General features: G+C 69.4%; 24 protein-coding genes and 1 pseudogene. 13 read left to right on the forward strand and 12 right to left on the reverse strand.

The window, feature by feature from the left end; all coding sequences use genetic code 11:
• Positions 1-38 precede the first annotated feature (38 nt).
• Complete coding sequence (locus tag ACFY36_RS04985) at positions 39-1040, forward strand: M17 family metallopeptidase (protein WP_499744575.1); 1002 nt, start codon at positions 39-41, stop codon at positions 1038-1040.
• Here the strand turns inward: ACFY36_RS04985 and ACFY36_RS04990 are convergent.
• Entirely contained in the window at positions 1021-1899 is an 879-nt protein-coding gene (locus ACFY36_RS04990) for an NAD(P)-dependent alcohol dehydrogenase (protein WP_499744576.1), read from the reverse strand. The two genes, ACFY36_RS04985 and ACFY36_RS04990, sit on opposite strands and share 20 nt — an antisense overlap.
• Before the next feature lie 268 nt (positions 1900-2167).
• Here ACFY36_RS04990 and ACFY36_RS04995 point away from each other — a divergent pair, with 268 nt between their 5' ends.
• Positions 2168-3016, forward strand: a complete 849-nt coding sequence (locus ACFY36_RS04995) for a hypothetical protein (RefSeq protein WP_499744577.1) — start codon at positions 2168-2170, stop codon at positions 3014-3016.
• A 762-nt stretch (positions 3017-3778) separates the two neighbouring features.
• Positions 3779-4603 carry an alpha/beta fold hydrolase gene (locus ACFY36_RS05000; RefSeq protein ID WP_499744578.1) on the forward strand — a complete coding sequence of 275 codons (825 nt, stop codon included), beginning with the start codon at positions 3779-3781 and terminating at the stop codon, positions 4601-4603.
• Positions 4604-4641: 38 nt separating this feature from the next.
• Here ACFY36_RS05000 and ACFY36_RS05005 read toward each other — a convergent pair whose 3' ends face one another.
• Both ACFY36_RS05005 and ACFY36_RS05010 read right to left on the reverse strand, forming a co-directional pair.
• Positions 4642-5364, reverse strand: a complete 723-nt coding sequence (locus tag ACFY36_RS05005; RefSeq protein WP_499744579.1) for a class I SAM-dependent methyltransferase — start codon at positions 5362-5364, stop codon at positions 4642-4644.
• 19 nt (positions 5365-5383) lie between these two features.
• Positions 5384-6235 (reverse strand): phosphatidylinositol-specific phospholipase C/glycerophosphodiester phosphodiesterase family protein, encoded by an 852-nt coding sequence (locus ACFY36_RS05010; protein WP_499744580.1) that lies wholly within the window; start codon positions 6233-6235, stop codon positions 5384-5386.
• Between the two features lie 69 nt (positions 6236-6304).
• Between ACFY36_RS05010 and ACFY36_RS05015 the strand changes: the two genes are divergently transcribed.
• A complete protein-coding gene (locus ACFY36_RS05015; protein ID WP_499744581.1) occupies positions 6305-7192 on the forward strand; it encodes a fructose bisphosphate aldolase in 888 nt (295 codons plus the stop codon).
• A gap of 163 nt (positions 7193-7355) precedes the next feature.
• The gene (locus ACFY36_RS05020; RefSeq protein ID WP_498659454.1) at positions 7356-7532 is read left to right on the forward strand and encodes a hypothetical protein; all 177 of its coding nucleotides are present in this window, start codon (positions 7356-7358) and stop codon (positions 7530-7532) included.
• Between the two features lie 16 nt (positions 7533-7548).
• Here the strand turns inward: ACFY36_RS05020 and ACFY36_RS05025 are convergent, their stop codons facing one another.
• Positions 7549-8499, reverse strand: coding sequence for a GlxA family transcriptional regulator (locus ACFY36_RS05025; protein WP_499744582.1), 951 nt, complete (start codon positions 8497-8499; stop codon positions 7549-7551).
• Between the two features lie 70 nt (positions 8500-8569).
• Between ACFY36_RS05025 and ACFY36_RS05030 the strand changes: the two genes are divergently transcribed.
• Entirely contained in the window at positions 8570-9451 is an 882-nt protein-coding gene (locus tag ACFY36_RS05030) for an EamA family transporter (RefSeq protein WP_499744583.1), read from the forward strand.
• On the opposite strand, the gene ACFY36_RS05035 is transcribed toward ACFY36_RS05030, so the two are convergent.
• Together ACFY36_RS05035 and ACFY36_RS05040 are read right to left on the reverse strand one after the other, a co-directional pair.
• Entirely contained in the window at positions 9411-11555 is a 2145-nt protein-coding gene (locus ACFY36_RS05035; protein ID WP_499744584.1) for a putative bifunctional diguanylate cyclase/phosphodiesterase, read from the reverse strand. The two genes, ACFY36_RS05030 and ACFY36_RS05035, sit on opposite strands and share 41 nt — an antisense overlap.
• Before the next feature lie 41 nt (positions 11556-11596).
• Entirely contained in the window at positions 11597-11980 is a 384-nt protein-coding gene (locus ACFY36_RS05040) for a hypothetical protein (protein ID WP_499744585.1), read from the reverse strand.
• A 102-nt stretch (positions 11981-12082) separates the two neighbouring features.
• Between ACFY36_RS05040 and ACFY36_RS05045 the strand changes: the two genes are divergently transcribed.
• Positions 12083-12436, forward strand: coding sequence for a pentapeptide repeat-containing protein (locus tag ACFY36_RS05045; protein WP_499744586.1), 354 nt, complete (start codon positions 12083-12085; stop codon positions 12434-12436).
• Entirely contained in the window at positions 12375-12746 is a 372-nt protein-coding gene (locus ACFY36_RS05050) for a hypothetical protein (protein ID WP_499744587.1), read from the forward strand. Before ACFY36_RS05045 ends, ACFY36_RS05050 begins: the two co-directional genes overlap by 62 nt.
• Here ACFY36_RS05050 and ACFY36_RS05055 read toward each other — a convergent pair.
• Entirely contained in the window at positions 12727-13074 is a 348-nt protein-coding gene (locus ACFY36_RS05055) for a hypothetical protein (RefSeq protein ID WP_499744588.1), read from the reverse strand. The two genes, ACFY36_RS05050 and ACFY36_RS05055, sit on opposite strands and share 20 nt — an antisense overlap.
• A 119-nt stretch (positions 13075-13193) precedes the next feature.
• Here ACFY36_RS05055 and ACFY36_RS05060 point away from each other — a divergent pair, with 119 nt between their 5' ends.
• Positions 13194-13808 (forward strand): SCO2207 family protein, encoded by a 615-nt coding sequence (locus ACFY36_RS05060; protein ID WP_499744589.1) that lies wholly within the window; start codon positions 13194-13196, stop codon positions 13806-13808.
• Between the two features lies 1 nt (position 13809).
• On the opposite strand, the gene ACFY36_RS05065 is transcribed toward ACFY36_RS05060, so the two are convergent.
• Positions 13810-14553, reverse strand: coding sequence for a hypothetical protein (locus ACFY36_RS05065; RefSeq protein WP_499744590.1), 744 nt, complete (start codon positions 14551-14553; stop codon positions 13810-13812).
• Positions 14554-14667: 114 nt separating this feature from the next.
• Between ACFY36_RS05065 and ACFY36_RS05070 the strand changes: the two genes are divergently transcribed.
• Genes ACFY36_RS05070 through ACFY36_RS05080 form a run of 3 tightly spaced genes read left to right on the forward strand, consistent with a single transcriptional unit; the run spans position 14668 to position 16379 of the window.
• Positions 14668-15126, forward strand: coding sequence for a hypothetical protein (locus ACFY36_RS05070; protein ID WP_499744591.1), 459 nt, complete (start codon positions 14668-14670; stop codon positions 15124-15126).
• Entirely contained in the window at positions 15126-15560 is a 435-nt protein-coding gene (gene paaI, locus ACFY36_RS05075) for a hydroxyphenylacetyl-CoA thioesterase PaaI (RefSeq protein WP_499744592.1), read from the forward strand. The genes ACFY36_RS05070 and paaI overlap by 1 nt, the downstream gene beginning before the upstream one ends.
• Before the next feature lie 33 nt (positions 15561-15593).
• Positions 15594-16379, forward strand: a complete 786-nt coding sequence (locus ACFY36_RS05080) for a tyrosine-protein phosphatase (protein WP_499744593.1) — start codon at positions 15594-15596, stop codon at positions 16377-16379.
• On the opposite strand, the gene ACFY36_RS05085 is transcribed toward ACFY36_RS05080, so the two are convergent.
• Together ACFY36_RS05085 and ACFY36_RS05090 are read right to left on the reverse strand one after the other, a co-directional pair.
• Positions 16357-17307: a cupin domain-containing protein gene (locus tag ACFY36_RS05085; RefSeq protein WP_499744594.1), complete on the reverse strand. Its 951-nt coding sequence runs from the start codon at positions 17305-17307 to the stop codon at positions 16357-16359. The genes ACFY36_RS05080 and ACFY36_RS05085 overlap by 23 nt on opposite strands.
• Positions 17308-17373: 66 nt before the next feature.
• On the reverse strand, positions 17374-20460 hold the full coding sequence (locus tag ACFY36_RS05090) for an NACHT domain-containing protein (RefSeq protein ID WP_499744595.1): 3087 nt from the start codon (positions 20458-20460) through the stop codon (positions 17374-17376).
• A gap of 125 nt (positions 20461-20585) precedes the next feature.
• Between ACFY36_RS05090 and ACFY36_RS05095 the strand changes: the two genes are divergently transcribed.
• Positions 20586-21587, forward strand: a complete 1002-nt coding sequence (locus ACFY36_RS05095; RefSeq protein WP_499744596.1) for an NAD(P)H-dependent glycerol-3-phosphate dehydrogenase — start codon at positions 20586-20588, stop codon at positions 21585-21587.
• A gap of 44 nt (positions 21588-21631) precedes the next feature.
• Here the strand turns inward: ACFY36_RS05095 and ACFY36_RS05100 are convergent.
• Positions 21632-22475: pseudogene (locus tag ACFY36_RS05100) on the reverse strand (IS5 family transposase).
• Positions 22457-22603: a hypothetical protein gene (locus tag ACFY36_RS05105; protein WP_499744597.1), complete on the reverse strand. Its 147-nt coding sequence runs from the start codon at positions 22601-22603 to the stop codon at positions 22457-22459. Before ACFY36_RS05105 ends, ACFY36_RS05100 begins: the two are co-directional and overlap by 19 nt.
• Between the last annotated feature and the right edge of the window lie 40 nt (positions 22604-22643).

Consider the following 22643-nt stretch of genomic DNA (forward strand, 5'->3'; position numbering starts at 1 on the left):
CACGATCGGCTTCCCGGGCGGGCCGACAGACTGCGGCCATGACTGTCTTCGCGAAGCGCGATCGCCGGGCGGAAATCGAAACGGCCATCGATGCGGTGACCTCGTCCGGAACGGCCGGCGACGCGGTCGCGCTGGCCCGGCTGCTGACCAGCGCCCCGCCGAACGTGCTGACCCCGGCCGCGGCCGCGTCGTGGGCGTCGTCCCTTCCCGGATTGACTGTCACGGTGCTCGACACGGCGGATTTCGGCGCCCTGTCGGCCATCGGCGGCGGCTCGGCCAACGCGCCGCGGATGGTCCGGCTCGACCATTTAGGTGGCTCGCCCGAGGTCGCCCTGGTCGGCAAGGGCATCACGTTCGACAGCGGCGGCCTCTCCCTGAAGTCGCCGGCCGCCATGCAGTCGATGCGGATGGACGTGGCCGGCGCGGCCACGGTCCTGGCCGTCATGGCCGCCCTGCCCGCGGCGGGCTGCGCGATCCCGGTCACGGCGGTCCTGCCGTTCGCCGAGAACCTGCCGGGCCCGGGCGCGGCCCGCCCCGGCGACGTGGTGACGGCCTGGAACGGCACCGAGATCCAGATCCTCGACACCGACTTCGAGGGCCGGGTCATTCTGGCCGACGCCCTGGCGCTGGCCGCGTCCCTGTCACCCGGCCTGCTGATCGACCTGGCCACGCTGACGTACCAGGCCGAGATCGCGCTCGGCCCGGAGATCGCCGCGGTCTTCGGCCGGGACGACGACGCCGTGGCCCGTTTCCTGGCCGCCGCGTCCCGAGCCGGTGAGCCGATGTGGCGGCTGCCGTACGACGAGCGCTACATGGACCAGGTCCGGACTCCGTACGGCGTACGAAACCACCCCTTGCACGACTCCGGCCGTGCCATCACCGCCGCGTTGTTCCTCGGAGAATTCGTGCCGCCGTCGGTCCCGTGGGTGCACTGCGACATGACCGGCCCGGCATGGAAGGGGGACGCCTCCATCGACGGGGCCACGGGCTTCGGCGTCCGCACTCTCCTGGATCTCGTTCTCACTCCCCATCAAGAGTGATCACGACTGCGCCGAGGCGCTGCTCGGTCTCGACCCGGCGGTGAGCGTCGGCCGCCTCGGCCATCGGGTAGACCCGGTCGACGATCGACCGGACCTGACCGGCTTCGATCATCTCGGTGAGCGTGGCCAGGGCTTCGGTCGTCTCGGAGGCGAAGGCCACGGTGACGCTCTTGGTCAGTGCGGAGCGGAGCAGAACCGAGAGGCGGGGGTTGCCGTTCAGATAGCGCCCGCCCGGCCGGAGCATGCCGAGGAGACGGCGGTAGGGGCTCCCGGCGACCATGTCGAAGATGACGTCGAAGCTGCGGCCGGTGGCCGTGACATCGTGGGTGGTGTAGTCGACGAAGTCGCCGGCCCCGAGACGCCGTACGAGATCCTCCTTGATCCCATGGTCGACGGCGGTGACCTCCGCACCCATGGAGCGGGCGATCTGAACGGCGTGGGCGCCGATGCTGCCACCGGCGCCATTGATCAGCACGCGTTCCCCCGGTTTGATCGCGGCGCGCCGCATGAAGTGCAGGGCATTGAGCCCGCCGAGCGGAACGGCGGCCGCCTCGGCAAACGTCATGGTGCGGGGCTTGGGCCCGACGGCGGCGCGTTCGGGGAGAACAAGATATTCACCGTAGGCGCCGAGACGAAGTCCGGTACACCCGTAGACCTGATCACCAGGGGCGAAGCGGGTCACACGCGCGCCGACGGAGGCCACTTCACCGGCGAAGTACATGCCGAGGATGCGACGCCGAGGCCGTACGACACCGACCGCGAGGCGAAGCGGAAGCCAGGTCCACTTGACCGAGAACCGAAAGCTCCGAAACTCGCAGTCGGACTTGGTGGCTTCGGCCGCCCGAACCCGGATCTTCACGTCCCGATCCCCAGGGTCACGCGTGGGCACATCGGCCAGACGCAGAACGTCCGGCCCGCCATAACGCGAGTAGCTGACGGCCTTCACAGGGTCATCGGACCGTTTCACAGCTTGGCTGTCAACCTCGACCGCGAGCGGGACGGATCACGTTGCGGTGAGGCGGCACGGCAGAAAGCTGTTCGCAGGCGGGGAAATGCGTTGTCCCGCCCTTTTCGATTGGCATGATCGTTTCTTTGCTCTCGATCTTCCGAGCACAGGATAATGGCTCATGGCGCAGCTAGGCTTCTTTTCCAGGTCGGTAATTGCGGCGATGCGAGATTGGTCCGGGGTGCCGAGTCACTCGCCGGACATGGTGGCATTCCGGCGTGGTCAGGACGAGCGGCGGCAGTGGGGCCTCAAACGACGCCATGCGCTGAAGTTGTGTCGCCTGCATGGCTGTTCGCGGTTGTGCGGGGAGTTGGGTCTGCACGATTCGACCGAGCGGATACCGCCGTTGGTCTGGGATGGCGAGGTCAGCTGGGTGCGGCGCCCGGACCCGAGGGAGCCCGTCGGCCAGGCGCTCCCGGCTCGTCGCCCGGACGGCATGTCGGAGGCTGCGCCGGCCACTCGCGCGGAGAGGTTAGTCGAGCCCGAGCCCGAGCCCAAGCCCGAGCCCGCCGCGCGGGCCGAACCAACCGCCCAGGCCGTGCCCGCCGCGCAGGCCGAACTAGCCGCGCAGGCCGAGTTAGCCGTGCCGGTCGTGCCCGCCGCGCAGGCCGAGCTTGCCGCCCCCGCCGTTTCCGCCGTTTCCGCCGTGCCGGTCGTGCCCGCCGCGCAGGCCGAGCTTGCCGCCCCCGCCGTTTCCGCCGTGCCTGCCGTGCCGACCGTGCCCGCCGTGCCGACCGTGCCGACCGGGCTTGTCGCTCAGGCCGAGCCCGCCGCTCAGGCCGAGCCCGCCGTGCCCGCCGTGCCCGCCGTGCCCGCCGCGCAGGCCGCGCCCGCCGCGCAGGCCGCGCGGGCCTCCACCCGCCGTGCCCGCCGTGCGGGCCGCCACCCGCCGAGTTTGGCGCGCCGGCTGGGCTTGCCGTCCCGGCCGTGTCCGCTGCCCAAGGTGAGTCGGCCGCCCTGGCGGAGCTAACCGCTCAGGCCGTGCCCGTCGCGCAGGCCGTACTTGCCCACGATGGGCGAGTTTGCCGCCCCGCCGTGCCCGCCGCCCCGCCGCCCGGCCGCTCCGCCGTGCCCGCCGCCCCGCCGTGCCCGCCGCCCCGCCGTGCCCGCCGACCCGCCGCTCCGCCGACCCGCCGCGCGGGCCGGGCCCGTCTGCTCGACTGGCTCGCCACACCCTTGCCGCCCCGGCCGGGCCCGGCGCTCAGGCCGAGTCAACCGCCCAGGTGGGGCCGGGCGGAGCCGACCATTCGCGCCGGGGCGGTAAAGCGCCCGAATTGATGGTTCGGGGTGAAGCGGTCGTCAGGCTGAGGCGACCGTTGAGGGCGGTGGATTCGGCCAATGTTGCCGTGTGGGCAGGGTCCACGAGACGGGGTGGATTTGTGTCTCGTCCTGGAATCTCGGTCGCGCTGACCGTGGTTGGATGTCGCGCATAGATTTGGCGGGCGAGTGCATTTTCGGCGTCACTTGTATTGGTGGAATGGCGACCGTGGAGTGGCGATGTGTCGCTCATGATGTTCATTTAATGGGTTCCATTGTGGGATTGTCGGAGGCGGCTCGGTGGCTAAATAGGCGGAATCTGGCTGTTCGGGGGGTTTGTGGGTGGAAGGTGGGGGAAGGGCGGGGGTTCTCAGTGCGTGATGGAGGGCACCCATTTGTTCATCGCGGTTTCGTGGTTCGGGGCGGGGGGACGGCATAAGTTGACGTTGCAAGCAATGAACCGAGGGGGGACAGCATGGGTTTCATCACGACCACGGATGGCGTCGAGATCTTCTACAAGGACTGGGGGTCGGGCCAGCCGATCGTCTTCAGCCATGGATGGCCGTTGTCGTCCGACGACTGGGACGCGCAGCTGATGTTCTTCCTCAGCAAGGGCTACCGGGTCATCGCCCACGACCGGCGGGGGCACGGTCGTTCGGAGCAGGTGGCCGATGGGCACGACATGGACCACTACGCGGATGACCTGGCCGCGCTGACCTCGCATCTCGATCTGCGCGACGCTGTTCACGTCGGGCACTCCACCGGTGGTGGCGAGGTTGCCCACTACATCGGCCGCCACGGTGAGTCGCGTGTCGCCAAGGCCGTGCTGATCAGCGCCGTACCGCCGATCATGGTGCAGACCGAGGCCAACCCGGGTGGGCTGCCCAAGAGCGTCTTCGACGGTATCCAGGAGCAGGTGGCCACCAACCGGTCCGCTTTCTACCGTGACCTGCCGGCCACCGCCTTCTACGGCTTCAACCGTGACGGCGTCGAGCCGATCGAGGCCATCATCCAGAACTGGTGGCGTCAGGGCATGGCGGGTGGCGCCAAGGCCCACTACGACGGCGTCGTCGCGTTCTCGCAGACCGACTTCACCGAGGACCTCAAGAAGATCACGGTTCCGGTCCTCGTCATGCACGGTGACGACGACCAGGTCGTGCCGTACGCCGACTCGGGCCCGCTCTCGGCCAAGCTCGTGCAGAACGGCACCCTGAAGACCTACGCCGGCTTCCCGCACGGCATGCCCACCACGCAGGCCGCGGTCATCAACGCCGACCTGCTGGAGTTCATCCAGTCCTGACCGGCGGACAGGCCGCCGGGCTCCGGCCCGGCGGCCTTTCACGTACGGGCGGTCAGCAGCACCATGCCCGTCGTCTCATAGCCTTCACCGGTCGGCGCCGAGTCGACGTGCTCCACCGTCAACTCGGCCGTGACCGGTGCGAAGACGTCCCGTACGACTCCCGAATCGACCGGAATTCCCGGCCAATAAGGCCCATCGGCGATGCGGTAGCGGCCCATGTTCTCCATGAACGCGGCCACCAGCCAGCCGCCCGGCCGGACCGCGCCCGCGAAGGCGTGACAGAGCTGCCGGAACTCGTCGGGGCTCTCGGTGGCGCTCTCCGCGACGAAGTGCATCGAGGCCAGGTCGTACTCACCGGGCACCAGATCGCCGGCGCCGCCGCGGCGCACCCGCACCCGGGCGAGCGCCTCACCGAGCGTGCCCGGCAATGCCGGCTGCAGCTCGCGGCACCTGCGATAGAACAGCTGCCAGCTCTCCTCCGGACCGTCGCGGAGCTGGGACTCCAGGTAGGCGACGCTGGCCGCGCTCGGTTCCACCGCCTCGATGTCACGGCTGACCGCGGCCGCCACCATCAGCGGGTAGAGGTTCGGGCCCGCCCCCAGCTCCAGCGACCGTCCGAAGTGGCCGGCCGGGAAGCGCCGGAAGAACGCGCTGTGGTGCACCAGGACCGCGTCGTCGTCCGCGCGCACCTCGCGGTAGACCGCGTCCAGATAGTCGGGCACCGGCCACAGATCCCAGTTCGCATCCTGGTTCCGCCACATGCGTCGATGATGCCGCGTCTCAGGCCGCCTTGCCGTACGCCGTCCGGCGCAGGAACGCCTCGAGCCCGGCCAGATCGTCGGTGTTGATGTGGTCGACGTCGGCGGCGACCAGCTCCCGCCAGACCGCCTCGCGTTGCGGGCCGGCGACGTCCGGGGTGGCCCAGAACCGTACGCGCTGCCGGTTCGCGTGGGCGTCGCGGACGAATTGGCGCAGCTTCGCGCGCTCCGCGGCCGGGATGGGGCCGGCGCCCTGCCAGGTGAAGAGGTTGGTCCAGTTGTCGCTGATCAGCGGGATGAAGCTCGCCGGCGCACCCGTGTTCAGATCGGCGGCGCGGCCGTCGTAGAAGGCGTACCGGACCCGCTGCGCGGCCATCAGATCGCGTGGCCGGTCACCGCTGACGACGACGGTCACGGCATCGTCAAAAACCCGGCCATTGGTGTACGTCGTCAGGATGCTCCGGTAGCGCCGCAAGACCCGGTCGAGCTCGGTGTAGGTCGCCGCCCCGGTGTTCTTGATGTCGACCAGCAGTTGTACCGATCGGTCGCTGCCGCGATAGACGTGACCGTGGTTCGCCCGGACCCGCCGCAGCAGCGGGTCGAGGTAGAGGCTCTGCAACGTCCGGCCGGGAACGACGTCCTCCGGGTCGTGGCCGACCAGCAGCTCGCCGCCGACGAGGTAGATGTCCGCCTCGACGCTGGTGAAGCCGTGCGACAGCGCGTCGGCGAGCGGGCGCTCGTGCTCGTAGTCGTTGTGGGCGTGGGCGCGCGGCAACGGGCGTACCGTGTGCCGGTCGCCGGCCTGTGCGGCGGCGGGGGCGAGCGTGAGCAGCGCGCACACCGCGGCGACGAGGGTCAGAACTCGACGGGTCATGCGGCGAGGCTATCGATGCATCGTGAACCTTCGATGACGTTCGCATGGTGGCGGTGGCAGGATCGGGAGATGAATCAGGAACAGCTGGCCAAGGTCGGGTCGGGGACCGGATTTTTCGCGGCGCTCGACCAGAGTGGCGGGAGCACGCCCAAGGCACTCGCGCAGTACGGGGTGCCCGAGTCGGCGTACTCGGATGATGATCAGATGTTCGATCTCATGCACGAGTTCCGGGCCCGGATCATCTCGGCTCCGGCCTTCGGCGGGGATCGGGTGCTGGCCGCGATCCTGTTCGAGCAGACGATGGATCGTGATGTCGACGGGGTGGGCGTTCCGGCGTACCTCTGGGGTCGCAAGCAGGTCGTGCCTTTTGTGAAAGTGGATGAGGGGCTGGCCGCGGAGAAGGACGGCGTGCGGCTGATGAAGCCGTTCACGCGGCTGGACGGGCTGCTCGAGCGGGCCGTGGGCCGGGAGGTGTTCGGGACGAAGATGCGGTCGTTCATCGCCGCGCCCGGCAAAGGGGGCGTGGCGGCCGTGCTCGACCAGCAGTTCGAGTACGCCGTACGGATCCTGGACGCGGGGCTCGTGCCGATCATCGAGCCCGAGGTCGACATCCACAGCGACGGCAAGGCGGCGGCCGAGGAGCTTCTGCTGGCCGGCATCGTCGACCGGCTGGCCGGTGTGCCGGACGGGCGGCAGGTGATGCTCAAGCTGTCGATCCCGAGCCAGGACGACTTCTACGCGGGGCTGATCGCGGAGCCCAAGGTGCTGCGCGTCGTCGCGCTCTCCGGTGGCTACACGCAGCAGGAAGCCGATGAGCGGCTGGCCCGCAACCATGGGCTGATCGCCAGTTTCTCGCGGGCGCTGACCCAGGATCTGCGCCGCGAGCAGAGCGACGCCGAGTTCGACCGGGTGCTCGACAAGGCGATCGGGGACATCTATCGCGCGTCGGCATCCTGACGGCCGTCACCGCCGAAGTCGGCGGCTCGTTCTCAGGCCGTGATCAGAGATTTACCGCCGGGACCGTATCGGCCGTTGGTCTTGTTGACCATCACCGTTTCGGCTGATGTCGGGAAGGGTTCAACCGAGCATCATGGTCCGATCTGATCGAGAAAGTGTGACCATGTTCAGGACAATCGACGCCGACTCCCGCTCGGCCACCGCGAACGAGATCGCCGCCCGCCTGCGCGCGCAGTACATAGCCAGCGGCGACCGCGCCTATCTCCATGCCGCCGCCATCGCGCTGGGACAGACCTTCCCGGCCGCGACCGCCGTCCCGGAGCCCGCGCCCGCGAGCTGAGCCGCGTTGCGCCCTTTCACCGCTCTCGGAAGGCGGCCCGGTAGGCCTCGGGGCTGACACCCCGGATCCGGCGGAAGTGGCGCTGCAAGGTGTCCATGCTCCCGAAACCGCAGCGGCGGGCCACCGCGGCGATCGTCGCGTCGGCCCGCTCCAGCAGCTGCTCGGCCCGCCGCACCCGTTGCTCCCGCACCCACGCCGCCGGTGTCGCGCCGGTCGCGGCCGTGAAGTGCCGGATGAACGTCCGCGGTGACATGGCGGCCCGGTCGGCCAGGGCGTTCACCGACAGGTCGGCGTCCAGGTGGTCGGCCGCCCAGTCGAGCACCTCGGCCAGGGTCGGACCGGGATCGTCCGGGGTGACCGGCCGCCGGGCGAACTGGGACTGACCTCCGCTGCGGTGGGCCGGCACGACCATCTCGCGGGCGACCCGGTTGGCTACGTCGGCGCCGTGGTCCCGGCGGATCAGGTGCAGGCAGAGGTCGATCGCGGCCGACGCCCCGGCGCTCGTGGCGATCGTGCCGTCCACCGCGTAGATCCGGTCGGCGTCGACCGTCACCGACGGGAAGCGGCCGGCCAGATCATCCGCGTATGCCCAGTGGGTCGTCGCCGTGCGCCCGTCCAGCAGCCCGGCCGCGGCCAGCGTGAACGCGCCCGTGCACAGGGCGGCCACCGTCGCTCCCCGGCCGGCCGCCCGGCGCAGCGCCGCCACCAGCTCGGGCGAAGGCGGCGGCACCGGCGGCCCGGCCCCGGTCACGATGATCAGATCGGCCCGGTCGAGGTGGCCCAGCCCGGCGGTCGGTGTCATCAGGAAGCCGGTCGAGGTGCGCAGCGGCCCGGGGGTCTCGGCACACACCTCATAGCGGTAGCGCGGCAGCTCCGGATCGACCCGCGGCAGCCCGAAGATCTCGCTGGCGATGCCGAGCTCGAACGCGGGCACCGGCTCGGCGACGACCACGGCGACGTCCGTCATGCCTCCCACAATGGCACGAACTGCGGCCCTCATGGCAAACGCGCCATCCGGGGGCGGGTAGGTGACAGGCATGACCTTCGCCGGACCACTGCTCATCGTGTACGTCGTCTGGGGCTCCACCTATCTCGCCCAGAAGATCGGTCTCGAGGGCGTGCCGCCGCTGACGATGAACGCGTTCCGCTTCCTCGTCGCCGGGGCGCTGCTCTACGCGTACTGCCGCTTCCGCCGGGTCCCGCGCCCGGACCGTGAGCTGTGGCGGGCCGGCGCCGTGCTGGGCCTGCTGCTCCCGGCCGCCGGCACCGGCGGCGCCGCCTGGGCCGAGCAGTGGCTCTCCTCCGGGATCACCGCGCTGTTCCTGGCCAGCATCCCGCTCTGGATCGTGCTCGGCCGCCGGTTCTTCGACCACGAGAAGGTCACCTGGCCGGTCGTGCTGGGCCTGGCCGCCGGCTTCGCCGGGGTGGCCGTCCTGGCCCGGCCGCAGGGCGGCGGCGACGCCGTGGCCATCGGGGTCGCGCTGGCCGCCTCGCTGTGCTGGGGTCTCGGCACGGTGTACGCCGGTCACGCGCCCCGGCCGCGGTCGGCGCTGATGGCGAGCGCGATCCAGATGCTGTGCGCCGGCGCGATCCTGACCGTCCTGTCCGGCGCCACCGGCGAGTGGGCCCGGATCGCCGTGACCGGCCGGGCGGCGCTGGCCGTGGCGTACCTCATCGTCTTCGGCAGCCTGGTGGCCTACACGGCGTACACCTGGCTCCTGAACCACACCGATCCGCGCATCGCCGGAACCTACGCGTTCGTGAACCCGGTCGTGGCCGTTCTTCTCGGCTGGTGGATCCTGAGCGAGCCGCTGACCACGCGGACGATCCTGGCCACCGTGGTGATCGCGGCCGGGGTGGCCCTCATCGTGCTGGCGCCTAAGCCGCAGCCCGCTGATCTTGCGCGAGCAGGTCGCTGACGGCCGCGGCCGGTAGCGGGCGGGCGAAGTGGAAGCCCTGCACGTGGCGATATCCGAGCTGGTGCAGGCGCTCGGCCTGGGCCGCGGTCTCGACGCCCTCGGCGACGGTGCGCAGGCCCATGGTGCGGGCGATGCCGGTCAGGGCGGTGACGACAGCCTCCTGCTCGGGGGCGCCGCCGAGGCCGTCGACGAACGACTTGTCGACCTTGATGACGTCGACCGGGCAGGTGCGCAGCAGGCCGAGCGACGAGTGCCCGGTGCCGAAGTCGTCGAGGGCGATGCTGACGCCGAGCGCGGAGAGGGCTTTGACGGTGGCCAGCGCGCGCCCGCCGCCGAAGACCGCCGTCTCGGTGATCTCCAAGGTCAATTGCTTCGGTGGTACGCCATGACGAGCGAGCGCCGAAGCCACAAGATCAGGCAACGCCGGGTCGAGCAGTTGCCGCGCCGAGACGTTGACCGCGACCGAGTGCAGGCCGGGCCAGGCCGCGGCCTGGGCGCAGGCGGTGTCGAGGATCCAGGCGCCGAGCTCGATGATCAGCCCGGTGTCCTCGGCGACCGGGATGAAGTCGGCCGGCGAGACGACCTCGCCGCTGGGCAGGGTCCAGCGCACGAGGGATTCCACGCCGTAGATCTCACCGTGCGGCAACGTGACGACGGGCTGGTAGAGCAGGTGGAACTCACCCTGGTTGAGCGCCCGGCGCAGATCGGCGGCGAGGGTGGCCCGCTGGCGAAGCTCCCGTTCGAGCGACGCGTCGTAGCGGACGACCAGCCCACCGGCCGCCTCCCGCAGGGCGACTTCAGCTTCCCGGTAGTCGTCCCCGATCCCGACCGATACCTCGACGATCATGTCGTGCCCGGCCGCCCGAAGCGGTTCCGCGGTAGCCGCGACAAGCCGCTCAGCAAACCCCGGACCAGGGGGCTGGAGCACGCCGAACTCGTCGCCGCCCAGGCGGGCCACGACTGCGCCGGGGCCGGCCAAAGCGGTCAGGCGGTCGCCGAAGGCGATGAGCAGGGCGTCGCCGGCCTCGGGGCCGAGGCCGTCGTTGATGGCGCGGAACTCCCGCAGGTCGATCAGCACGACCGTGTGGCCGGGGGTGACCGCCTCGGTGAAGTGGCGGCGGTTGTAGAGGCCGGTCAGGTCGTCGTGTGCGGCCCGGTGCGCGACCGTGCCCAGCAGCGTGGCGTTCTCGGCCAGGGCCACCGCCTGACGCGCCACCACCAGGAGCAGCAGCAGCGTCGTGCCGGTGACCTGGGCCGTGCTCAGGTGGCCCTCGCGCAGATACACCGCGGCCAGCAGGACGCTGGCCAGGCCGGTGGCCACCAGCGGGATCGCGGTGCCGTGCTTCGGGCGGGCCGACGGGCGCACCTTCGCCGTGCCGCCCGCCGCCCGCCGGGCCGCCATCACGCCGAACAGGCCGACGAACGGCAGGACGGCCGCGCTGCCGTTGAGGTGCGGCCAGGGCAGCAGCAGCGTCATCAGGAGCGTGGAAAGTGGGCCGGCGATGCCGATCGGCGCCAGCCACCACAGGGCGGCGCGGGGGACCGGGCTCTGCCGGGCCGACATGATTTTGACGACGACCATGACGCCGGCCACCGCGATCGCCATCATCGCGATGTTCAGCCACCAGGCCGCCACGCCGACGCCGAACTTGTCGATGAACCAGTCCAGATATCCCGAACCGGCGATACCGGCGGTCACCGCCACCACGGCGAGGTCGAGGACGGCCGTGGTGATCTGCCGCCAGCTGCGGCCCCCGCTGGGCAGGCGGAGCAACGCCGATATGGCGAGGACGGTGCCCACGACGTACAGCAGAAGGGTCCTGGCCCCGATCGGCGGCATGCCGGACCAGGCGGTCGTGGCGATGTCGGCGATCTGGCTGAGCGCCGCCACCAGGACGAAACCCATGGCGACGGTGAGACGCCGCCAGAACGTCCGCAGGGCGCCCGTGCTCGTGGCGGCCACGGCGCGGAAGCCGGCGACCGCCAACGCGAGCGCGACCACGGCCGGCGCCCACACCAGCAACCACGGGAACCCGGCGTGCATGCCGAGCACGATCAGCGCGATCTCCGCGACGGCGGCCGCGACGGCCCAGGCTCCCCTCATGAAGGGAGAAATCGGCAGCGAAAGCCTAAAGCTAAGAAATGTCAGGCCGCTGCCGGAATGTCCGTCGCGGTCTCCGGGCCGGCCTTGCTGTCGATGAACTCGTGCAGATGCTGCCACTCGGTCTCGCGGACGGCCCCGAACGCCCGGGCCTCGTCGATGAGATCGCGGGCCCGCGCGTAGTCACCGGCGCTGAAGGCCGCGCTCGCGGCGGCGTTGGCCTGCTGACCTCGTACGCGCCGGATCTCGTCCCACTCGGCGGCGCTCCGCACGGTCGCGCTCGGCACCCCGTGCTTCTTCAGCCACGCCATCTCGTCGTCGGTGGCCTGGGTCACCCGGCCCACGTACTCCGGACCCCACTGCTCCAGCGCCAGCAGCAGTTGCCGCTGCCGGACGGCGGTCCTCCGTCTGTCCAAGCTCTCGGTCATCGTTCCCCCCAGAAGATCATCAGGCACGACTTCCCCTGGTGTCACCCTTTCTAACCCGTGAGGGCGCAAGTGCAGTGACGATCACACCTGAGCTCACCGGGCATGGTCACGCACGAGGACGCCCATTTTGCCCGGCGCGAGGTCGACGGCGACGATTTGTCGCGTTCGGTGTTCCTCCGCGGTTCCGTCACCGATGCAACCATGGTGCGGGCCACCCTGCGTGACGTCTTCGTCGCTGGCGCCCGCTGGGAGCGGGTCGACCTGACGGGGGCCAGGATGCCGCACTTCCAGGCCGAGCGGACGGTCTTCCGGGACGTGACCTTTCCCACGCTGGGCCGGGTCGAGTTCACCGGGTGCGCGTTCGAGGATTGCCGGTTCACGGGACGACTGCGACGTGCGCTTCCTGGGGCGCGTCCACCCCTCCGTACTGCGAAATGGTGTCTTCTTCTCGGATGACTTTCAATACGCCGAATTCGACGGTACGGAGTTCGACGGCGTCCGCTTTCCCGAAGGTGACGCGCTGATCGTGGTGCCGCGGGCGTTCCGGGCCGTGGCCGAGCTGGCCGGACGGCTGTCGACGACGCGGCGGGACGAGGTGGGCCGGGAGTTGCGCCGCTTTCTGTCGGAGCAGTCGCTGCGGCCCGGGCTCAGCGAGACGGCCGGGTGGGTCGCGAGCCGCCGCGACTTCGGCCGGGACGAGCTGGCCGAATTCGCGGCAGTGACGATCGGTGAGGTGTGGGAGCGGATCAGCACCGCATCGCGATGACGTCGACGGCCTGCGTGTTGGCGACCGGGATCCAGAGGCTGTCCAGGCCGAGGCGGTCGTAGCGGAACGGGCCCCGCGTGATCGGGCCGATCCAGGTGACGACGGTGGTCACGCAGTTGGCGGGAGCCTCGAAAGCGTCGGTGTCGCGGAAGGTCATGAACTGGGCGGAGAGCTCGTACGGCCGCAGCCACGTCTCGGCCGGGAAGTGGGAGATCCGGACGTACCAGGGGGAGTGGTTGGCCACCTCGCCGCCGCAGAACGGATCGTGCACCGGGGCCGCGGGCAGCAGGAAGGCCAGTGTTACGACAGCGACCGCTCGCCTGCCCATACATCGATGATGGACCCCGCGCCGCGATTTAAGGTTGTTTAATGTTCGGGTTTCATCCGCCGGCGACGCGGCCCTCGTAGTTGTCGATCGAGAGTGATCGACAGCGAAGGAGCGACGCGATGTACCCGATCCGCCGGCGAAGCAAGGTGTCCCGCAAAGTGATCCTCGGAGCCTCGGCGGTGGTGCTCGCGGGCGGCGCGTTCGCCGTCGGCACCGGCCTGAGCAGTGCGGGGGAGAACTGCGCCGGCCTCGACCAGGCGCTGCGGCAGAACCTCCAGTTCATCGCCGGTCAGCGGGCCGCGCCCGACGCCCAGTCGGAGGCGCGCATCGCCAACCGCCAGGCCGTCGTCGACCTGATCAACCAGCGGCGTCAGGTCGCCGGCTGCAACGCCGACGTGGCCGCGGAGGTGCCCGTGGCCGCGCCGACCGTAGCGCCCACCACGAAAGCCCCCACGAAGCCGGCGGCCCCGCCGGCCGCTGGGGCCGGCGAGGTCGTCTGCAAGGGCTCGACCGTCACCCTGTCGGGCGAGGCCGGCGCGCCGTTCGCGTCGAGCGGCACCTTCCCGCTCGGCACGGTCCTGAAGGTCACCAACCTCGACAACAACAAGAGCATCACCGTGAAGGTTCAGACCACCTCCGGCAGCTGCGTCCTGCTCAACAACGCCGCCTTCGAGCAGGTCCGCGAGCCCGGCAAGTTCCTGATCCGCCGCGCGGTGATCACGCGGGTCGGCTGACCTACTTGCCGAGGTCCTTCATGTCGAAGACGTCGGCGGCGGCCGGGGCCTTGAGGTCGGCGAAGGTCTCGCCGTACTCGGTGAAGGCCAGGCTGCCGTCGGCGGCGGTCGGGCCGTCCAGGCGCAGCGGGTACGTCTCGCCCTCGGCGGCCACGTAGAGGATGCCGCCCTTGCCGTCCACGGTGTCGGTCAGCCCGAGCGCCTGCTTGCCGTCGATCTGCTTGGCGCCGGTCTTCTCGACGGTGCCGTCGGGCTCGAGGATGTCCTCCATGTTCGTGATGGCGAACATGGAGGCGGTGTCCGTGTCCTTCGCGTCGATCTTGACCCACCGCTTGCCGATGACCTGCGCGATGGTCTTGCCCTGGGCGCCCTGCGCGGTCCAGAACTCCGCGCTGGGCCGGAAGTAGCGCTGCGAACCGGCCGAGAGCAGCTCGATCTTGCCTTCCTTGGTCTGGATGAAGCCGATCACGTCGTTGCCCGCGATCTTGAGGTCGACGGTGGTCTTCTCGCCGTCCTCGGTCATGCTGCCCGCGACGTGGTAGGACTTCGCCGACTTGAGGGCGGTCTTGGCCTTGTCGAGAATCTGCTGCCCGGTGAGCGCGTCGAGCCCGCTCGCGGCGGGAGCGGAGGAGGCCGGCGCCGCCGCCTTGGTGTCGCCCGAGCTGTCGCTCTTGCTGCCGCAGGCGGTCAGGGCCAGCGTCGCCGCCAGGACAACCGACACGCCAGTGATAAGTCGGATTTTCATGCTCTATATCCCCGTTCTGAATTCGCGGCGATCAACATAACGGTGAACCGATCGGTCATCGCACGCGGGCCGATCGGTCATGCGGTCCTGGCGCGGCCCGTCTAACCTCGGGTCATGTTGACCGCCGAGAAGAAAAGCCTGTGGCGCGGCCAGTACAGGATGGTCGCCGACGGCCGTGAGGTCGCCCAGTGGGACCCGTCGTGGTGGCGCTCCGGCGGCGAGTTCGAGGTCGACGGCCATCGTTTCACCGTGCGGTCGAACGCCTGGGGCAGCCGGTTCACGATGCTAGACCAGGCCGGCAACCAGGTCGCCCACGTTGAGCGGGCCGGACGTAAGACCTGGTCGGTGCACGCCGGCGGCCTCGTCTACGAGTTCCGCCGCACCTCGATGTGGGGAAACCAGCAGGAGCTGCTCTCGGCCGGGGTCAAGGTGGGCTCGCTGCGCCGTACGAGCGCCTGGTCGGGCACGGTCGAGGCCGACCTGCCCGGCATGCCCCTGCCGATCCAGATCTTCGTGGTCGGCGTCCAGATCGCCATGTGGCAGGCCCAGCAGGCCGCCGCCGGCAGCGCTTGATGACCGACCTCGCCCGCCGGGGCGCCGAGCACATGTTCAGCCAGGACCACGCCAGCCGCTCGCTGGGCATGGCGCTCGAGGAGGCCGGCCCCGGCCGCGCGGTCGTCACCATGACGGTCCGCGACGACATGGTCAACGGCTACGACCTGCTGCACGGCGGCCTGCTGGCCGCGCTCTGCGACACCGCGTTCGCGGTCGCCTGCAACACGTACGGGGAGGTGACCGTCGCCGCCGGCTTCGACATCACCTTCCTCGAGGCGGGCCGGCGCGGCGATCACCTGCGGGCCCACGCCGTCGAGCGCTCCCGGCGGGGCCGTTCCGGCCTGTACGACGTGACGGTCACCCGCGCGGACGGCGTCGTGCTGGCCGAGTTCCGCGGCCGCAGCCGCTCCCTCGGCAGGCCGATCGACACGCGGACGACGCCTGAGAGATAGAAGGGCGTCACTTCGGGCGCTTTGGATAACGGCATGAAGCGTCGTGCCTTCCTCGCCACCGCCCTCGCCGTCACCGTAGCCGTGGGTGGCGTCGCCACTCCCGCCCACGCCGATGTCAGGCTCGCCTCGGCCGCCAATTTCCGCGACGTCGGCGGCTACACGACGGCGGATGGCCACACCGTCCGTACCGGTGTCGTCTTCCGGTCGAACAAGCTGAGCAACCTCACCCCGGCCGAGCAGCAGACCATCGTCGGCCTCGGCATCACCCTCGACATCGACCTGCGCAACATCTCGGAGCGCTCGCAGGAACCCGACCGGGTGCCGGCCGGCGTCACCTATCAGGTCGCCGACGTCGTCTCGCTCGCGCACGGCCTGCGCTTCCACAAGGACGCGGCCGCCACCCTGGCCGCCGCTCTCGCCGCCGGCCTGTTCTCCGGCTCGTCCGACCTGGGCCAGTCGATCGGCTACCCGTTCATGGTGAACTTCGTCGGTGCCGACTACGCCTTCCACGACGTGCTGTACGCCGTCGGCCACCACCCCGGCGGCCTGGTCTTCCACTGCAGCGCCGGCAAGGACCGCACCGGCTGGGCCACGGCCGTGCTGCTCACCCTGCTCGGCGTGCCGCGGGCCACGGTCGAGCAGGACTTCCTGGCCAGCAACACCTATCTGGGCCGCTCCGACGCCGTCGAGGTGTCCTGGCTGCGGGCCGCCTTCGCCCAGGTGAACTACATCTACGGCAGCTTCGACAACTACCTGCGCCAGGGCCTGCGGCTGACCGACGCCGACATCGCCGCCATCAGGTCACGACTGCTGGTGTGACCTCACGCCGCCGGTACTCCTGCGGGCTGGTCCGGTAGAACCGCTTGAACGCGTTGCTCAGCGAGAACGCACTGCCGTACCCCACCTGGCGGGCCACCGCATCGAGCGTCGCGTCCCCCTGCCGCAGCAGGTCGGCCGCGACGGTGAGGCGCCAGCCCGTCAGGTAGGACATCGGCGGCTCCCCGACGACATCGGTGAAGCGCCGCGCGAAGACCGCCCGCGAGGCGCCGGCTTTGGAGGCCAGGGAGGAGACCGTCCAGCCGTACGCCGGATCGTCGTGCATCAGGCGCAGAGCCGGGCCCACCACCGGGTCGCCCTGAGCCCGCAGCCATCCCGGCTTGTCCTCGTCCGGCGAGGCCAGCCACGACCGCAGCACCGACACGAGCGTGAGATCGAGCAGCCGGTCGAGCACGAGATCCTGAGCCGGAGCGGTGCCACCCATCTCCCGTACAAGAAGGTCGATGAGTGCCCGATCGCCGGCCGCAGCCGGCCGCACAAGCACACCCGGCAGCGCGCCGAGAAGCCGCCGCCCGACCTCGCTGTGCATCTGATAGGTCCCGCTGATCATCACGGTCGCCCCGTCGGGCGCCGCGCCCCAGGTCCGCACCCCTTGCCCGGTCATCCGCATCTCCGTGCCATCCGCTGCTTCGCAGCGTTGCCCCGGATGGATGATCACTTGCGCTTGGCGCCCGGGCCGGTCCCCCATGTCGTACGGCTGAACGCCGCTGACCACCGCGACATCCCCCACCCCGATCCGAGCGTCCGGCTCACCGTCCCGCCAGATCCACGCTTCCCCTTTGACAAGGGTGATGAGCGACAGCGGCGACCCGTCCTGAAGCCGGAGCCCCCACGGTGGATCCAGCACGGACCGCAGGAGAAACGCCCCACGGGCGCGAGCCCCGTCCAGCAGCCCCGTCAACACATCCATAAGGCAGTATCTCCCTGGGAGCGACCCCAGACCCCACGGTGCGGTGGCCGCGCCAGGAGCGACGGGTCACGGGTCGTGCGGGGCTGGTTCGAGCGAGCCGTCGACCCACCTTCGGAAGCCGAGATCACACAGCGCGTCGCGGTCGGCGTCCGAGAGCTCGGGGCCGCCCAAGTCGTATCTGCACTCGATGGCCGTAGAGACCAATCTCAGGTGTCCCCACTGCTTGACGCCCACCTCCGCCATACGGTTACGGACGGTTTCAGCGTCGCCGGTCACATAGCTTTTCACCAGCATCAGGGCAATGTGGGTCGCGCAGTCGTGGAACGCCGGGGGCAGGTCGGTCGCATTACCCGAGATGGGTCCCAGCCCTCCCAGCGCGCCGGCCAGCCACGTCGAATGCGGGATGAACTCGGCCGGCGGTTCCCGCAGTGCGCTTCTCACGGCGAGCGCTCGCGGGAGCAGCACCTCCTCGACGAAGGCCCGGTCGTCGCTGGTGGCGTTGATGCCCCACCAGACGATGATCTCGGCCAGGCTGGGTGCGCTCCGGCAGCCCCAGGGAAGCGGCATCGGTTCGACCCGCCAGTGACCGGTCTGGGACCTGAAGGCACGGACGAGCAACGACTCGTCAGGGTTCGTATCGATCATCAGTCCGCTCGAAAGGGCCACCGACTCCACCCACGGCTCGGTGGAGATCCGCAGGATCTCGGCCGCCGCTCGGGAGAACTGGTCCGAGAATCGTGCGCGGAAGCCGGTCTGACGGACACTCTGCCCGAATTCGAAGTCGAAGAGGTGGGCCAAGGTTTTCACCACTACCGGATATCGTGACCGGGGCGTCTTCGATCGCGTTCGATGCCCCTCGAGTAGGTCTTCGAGCCCGGCGGCGACCGCCTCCGAGGCCGCCCTGAGGTTTTCGGCCGAGACCCGGGAACTCTCCAGCCAGTAGACCCCACGTCCGTTCGGTGAACTGGCGGAGTGACCGATGGCGTTCGGCGCGGCCAAGAGGGACTCGCGGTAGTACTTGATCGACGCTTTGACCACTCGTTCCACCGTTTCCGGGCGCAACGGGATCGACTCCAGGCTTCCGGAGCAGACCGTGAAGGCGATGTCGCGTTCCTGCGGCTCGAGTTCGTCCAACTGGGCGACGAGTGCGTCGATCAGCCGGTTCTCGAGGCCGCGCTCCTTCTTCGAAGAGAGCTGGACGATCAGCTGACACACGATGTTCCAGTAGGACTTCTTCGCCTTGTCGACCACCAACTCGATGAGCTGATCAGCCTGGAGGGTCTCCTTGTAATGCTCCGCGGCGAAATACTCGAGGAAGGTCCGATGCGTGAAGCCGTAGAGGCGCTCTCCCCGAGGCGATTGCCCGATCTCCGTCAGGATCCAGGCGCGGTCCCGGCAGAATTCCAGGAAGAGGCCGGCCGCGATCTCCGCCTCCCGGCGGTTCTTGTACTGCCACCCACTCAGGTACTCCGTGGCCACGCTGATCAGCGTCTCCTCTTTCACACCTCCCTGTGCGTCGGCTCTGGAGAACACCCATTCAGCGATGTGCTGAACCATTCCGTCGACGTGCGCGTCGAATTCGAAGACGGGCCGCAACCGCCTTCGTCTGTCCCAGGTGTCGAACAGGAGTCGCGAGCAGCTTACGTAGATCTCCGGCCGGTTGCGGGGGATGAACCCCTGATGGCGGTAGAGATTGCAGATGAGGGCCAAGAGGAGGGGGTTCTCGCGCAGGTCCTCGATGTTGCTGCTCTCGGCGAGAAAGCTCGCCGTCAGGGTCCGCCGGCCGGCCGGTGTCAGGTCTTTATGAAGATGGAGGTCGAACCACTTCCGCGCGTAGGCGCCGACCTGCTCGGCGGAGAAGGGCCCGATCGTGGCCACTTGGAACAGATCCGGGCTCAGCGGCGCCTGCCGGTAGCCCACAACCCGGCTGGTTACCAGGATGCGGCAGCGCGGGTACAGCCGGGCGAACGCGTCCACCGAGCGCGATACCGCCTCGCGGTCCTGCCGGTGCGTGATCTCGTCCAGGCCGTCCAGGATCAGCAGCATCCGCCCGCTCGAACAGAGAAAGTCGACCTCCGCGCGAGAAAGTGTGACCTGATATCTGTTGGCCAGGACCATCTTGGCCGCGCCGATGATGTCGACGCCGGTGGGTGAGAAGATCGGCTCGCGCAGTTCTCGCAGGACGATGGGGAACGACAGGACCGGATTGTCCTTCGATCGTCTTTCGGCCGTACCGGGCAGGAGCCCGTTCGAAACCCGTTGTGCTACATAGTGGGAGAGTGTCGTCTTTCCAGCTCCAGGGTTTCCCACGACGACCAGGCGGGCGGAAGTTTCCAGCAGATCCGCGAGATCCGTGGACACAGGAAGTTCAGATTCTTTTCTGTCTGGGCCGTACGTCTTCGCCCGCTCATCGGGTGACTCGTCGAGGACGATGTGAGGCACTACGTAGATGTCGTCGATCGGCACCCGCGTCACCTCGAGGACGCCGGGCGGCGTCAGGTGACCGTGTACCTGGTCCACCGCCTCCTGGATCTGCGACGTCTTCCGCTCGATCGCCTGCCGGTCCACGTGCTCATCGTCGATCAGCGTGTTCAGCGTCGCGAGCTGCTTGGCGATCCGGGTCGTCTGTCTTTCCTGAATTCGCCGCAGGGCGACCTCGCGCTGGCGCTGAGCTTCGTCGTTCTGATCCTTTTGTTTCGCGGCCGGATCGGGGCCGATCTCCTCTACGCATTCGACCGCCACCTCGTCGATCAAACCGATGATCTTTTCCGAGGCGACCACGGAAGACGCGGGGGACACGCCGTAGTAGATCAACAGCTGCCGGCACTCTTCGTTCAGCGTGGACAGGACCTCTCGCCCATCCCGGACGATGTGGAACGCCACCGCGTCGGTCGTCAGGTTTCCCAGGTCTCGACTGGCGAGAAAGCGGGTGAGGGCGTCAAGGTCCTCGGAGTGCGCACCAGGACCGAGATATTGGGACAGGTCCGCACCTCGAAGCGCGCGGTTCAGCGCTTCGTCGACTGCCTCGACGTCCAAGGAAGGCGTCGTCTCCTGCGTACGATCACGCCATTCCCGGTACACCTCCAGAACGGAATCGGAGAAGACGTTCGCGAGATAGCTGGAGATGATCCCGGTGCTGATCGGGTCGAGCATCGAAATACTTTATCAAGATTTACTTGTCCTCAGCCCGAGCGTGGCCTGGCCGCGCGATCGACGAGGCCATACTGTACCGACTCGGGTGACGGCCGGCCGAGCTGTGCGCCAAGGGAAGAGGGACCATGCGGATCACGGTGCTGGGTGCGGGTTCATGGGGGACCACTGTCGCGTCGGTACTCACCCGCCGGGATCACGAGTCGCTGATCTGGGCGCGGAACGAAGCGTCGGCGGAGGAGATCAACGCCAAGCACACCAACGAGCGTTATCTGGCCGGCTTTCCGCTGCCGCCGCGGCTCCGGGCCACCGCTGATCTGGCCGAGGCGGCCGCGCACGCGGAGCTGCTCGTCGTCGGGGTGCCCACGGGGGCCTTCCGGGACACCCTCGAGCGGGTACGGCCCGACCTGCACCCGTGGATTCCCGTGGTGAGCCTCAGCAAAGGGCTGGAGCGCGACTCGCTCCTGCGGATGACCGAGGTCATCAAGGACGTGCTGCCGGGTCATCCGGCGGCGGCGCTCACCGGGCCCAACCTGGCCAAGGAGATCATGGCGGGCATGGCCGCGGCCACCGTGATCGCGACCGAGGATCTGGCCGTCGCCGCCGAGTTGCAGCGGGTGTTCCGGCGCGGTCTGCTGCGCGTCTACACCAACCACGACGTGATCGGGTGCGAGGTCGGCGGCGCGCTGAAGAACGTCGTCGCGATCGCCACCGGCATCGCGCAGGGCCTCGGCGTCGGCGACAACACGCGGGCCGGCGTCATCTCCCGCGGGCTGGCCGAGCTGACCACACTGGCGGTGGCACTGGGCGGTGAGCCGAGCACGCTGGCCGGCCTGGCCGGCATGGGCGACCTGGTGGCCACGTGCATCAGCCCGCACAGCCGCAACCGCTACGTCGGCGAGCAGCTGGGCCGGGGCCGTAGCCTGGACGACATCCTGGCCGAGATGGGCCAGGTGGCCGAGGGCGTCAAGACCGTGCACGCCGCGGTCCAGCTGGCCGACCGTCACGACCTGCCCATGCCCATCACCCGCACGATCCACCGCGTCATCACCGGCGACATGACCGCCGAGCGGGCCTACGAGGGCCTGCTCCGCACCCACCCCGCCGGCCACGAGTCCGAGCCCGGCTGAGCGCCGACGCCTCGCCGCCGGACCGCAAAATCGCCGCCGGCCGCCTAGGCCGTTTCCTGTAGGTCGGCACGCAGCCATAACACGATGGCGGCGATGATGATCTGTGAGCGGTAGTAAGCGACGCGTTTGGCGTAGCGGGTGGCGAGTGCGCGGAATTGTTCGAGTCGGTTGAAGCAGCGCTCGACGACGTTGCGGCTGGCGTAGTGCTGGGGATCGAAGGCGGGTGGGCGTCCGCCGCGGGAGCCTTTGGCTTTGCGGTGGGCGATCTGGTCGCTGCGCTCCGGGCTGGTGAACGCGATCCCGCGGGCTCGCATCGCCGTCCGGGTTGATGGATGGGAGTAGGCCTTGTCGGCCAGGACGCGGTTCGGGTGTGTGCGAGGGCGGCCAGGTCCGGCACGGCCGACCGCGACCTGGTCCAGCAGTGGCAGCAGTTGCGGGTTGTCCGCGGCCTGGTCCGGGGTCAGGATGACCGACATGGGCAATCCGCGTCCGTCGACGGCGAGGTGGATCTTGCTTGTCAGTCCGCCGCGGGAGCGTCCGAGGGCCTCTCCGCCGACGGCGAGGTCTTCGACCCACTCGCTGGCGCAGCCCCCTGTCGACGCTGAACGTCCATTCCACGTTCCCGACTGAGTCGTCTTTGACGATCACCTCGTCGAGGATGCGTTCCCAGGTGCCGTCCGCGGTCCAGATCCGTAGCCGCTCGTGCGCGGTTTTCCAGGGCCCGTAGCGCTCGGGCAGGTCTCGCCACGGAGCGCCGGTTCGAAGCTTCCACAGGATCGCGTTGATCACCTGACGGTGATCACGCCACCGCCGGCCGCCGCTCTCGGCCGGCGGTAGCAGCGGCTCGATCCGGACCCAAGCCTTGTCGGTCAGCTCACCACGTCCCACCAGCGCTGGGTCGCTCGCGGGGCGGCCTGAGCACCAAAATCCACATCGCGGTCGACGGCCGTACGGCCGTGGCCAGGCACAGGGGCGGTCGCCGCGACGGCGAGCACGACGATCGGCCCGGCTGTCATGTTTCATCGAACTACGTATTTGGTTTCCAGCTCATTAACA

This window comes from Actinoplanes sp. NPDC000266, assembly GCF_042899005.1.
Classification (GTDB): domain Bacteria; phylum Actinomycetota; class Actinomycetes; order Mycobacteriales; family Micromonosporaceae; genus Actinoplanes.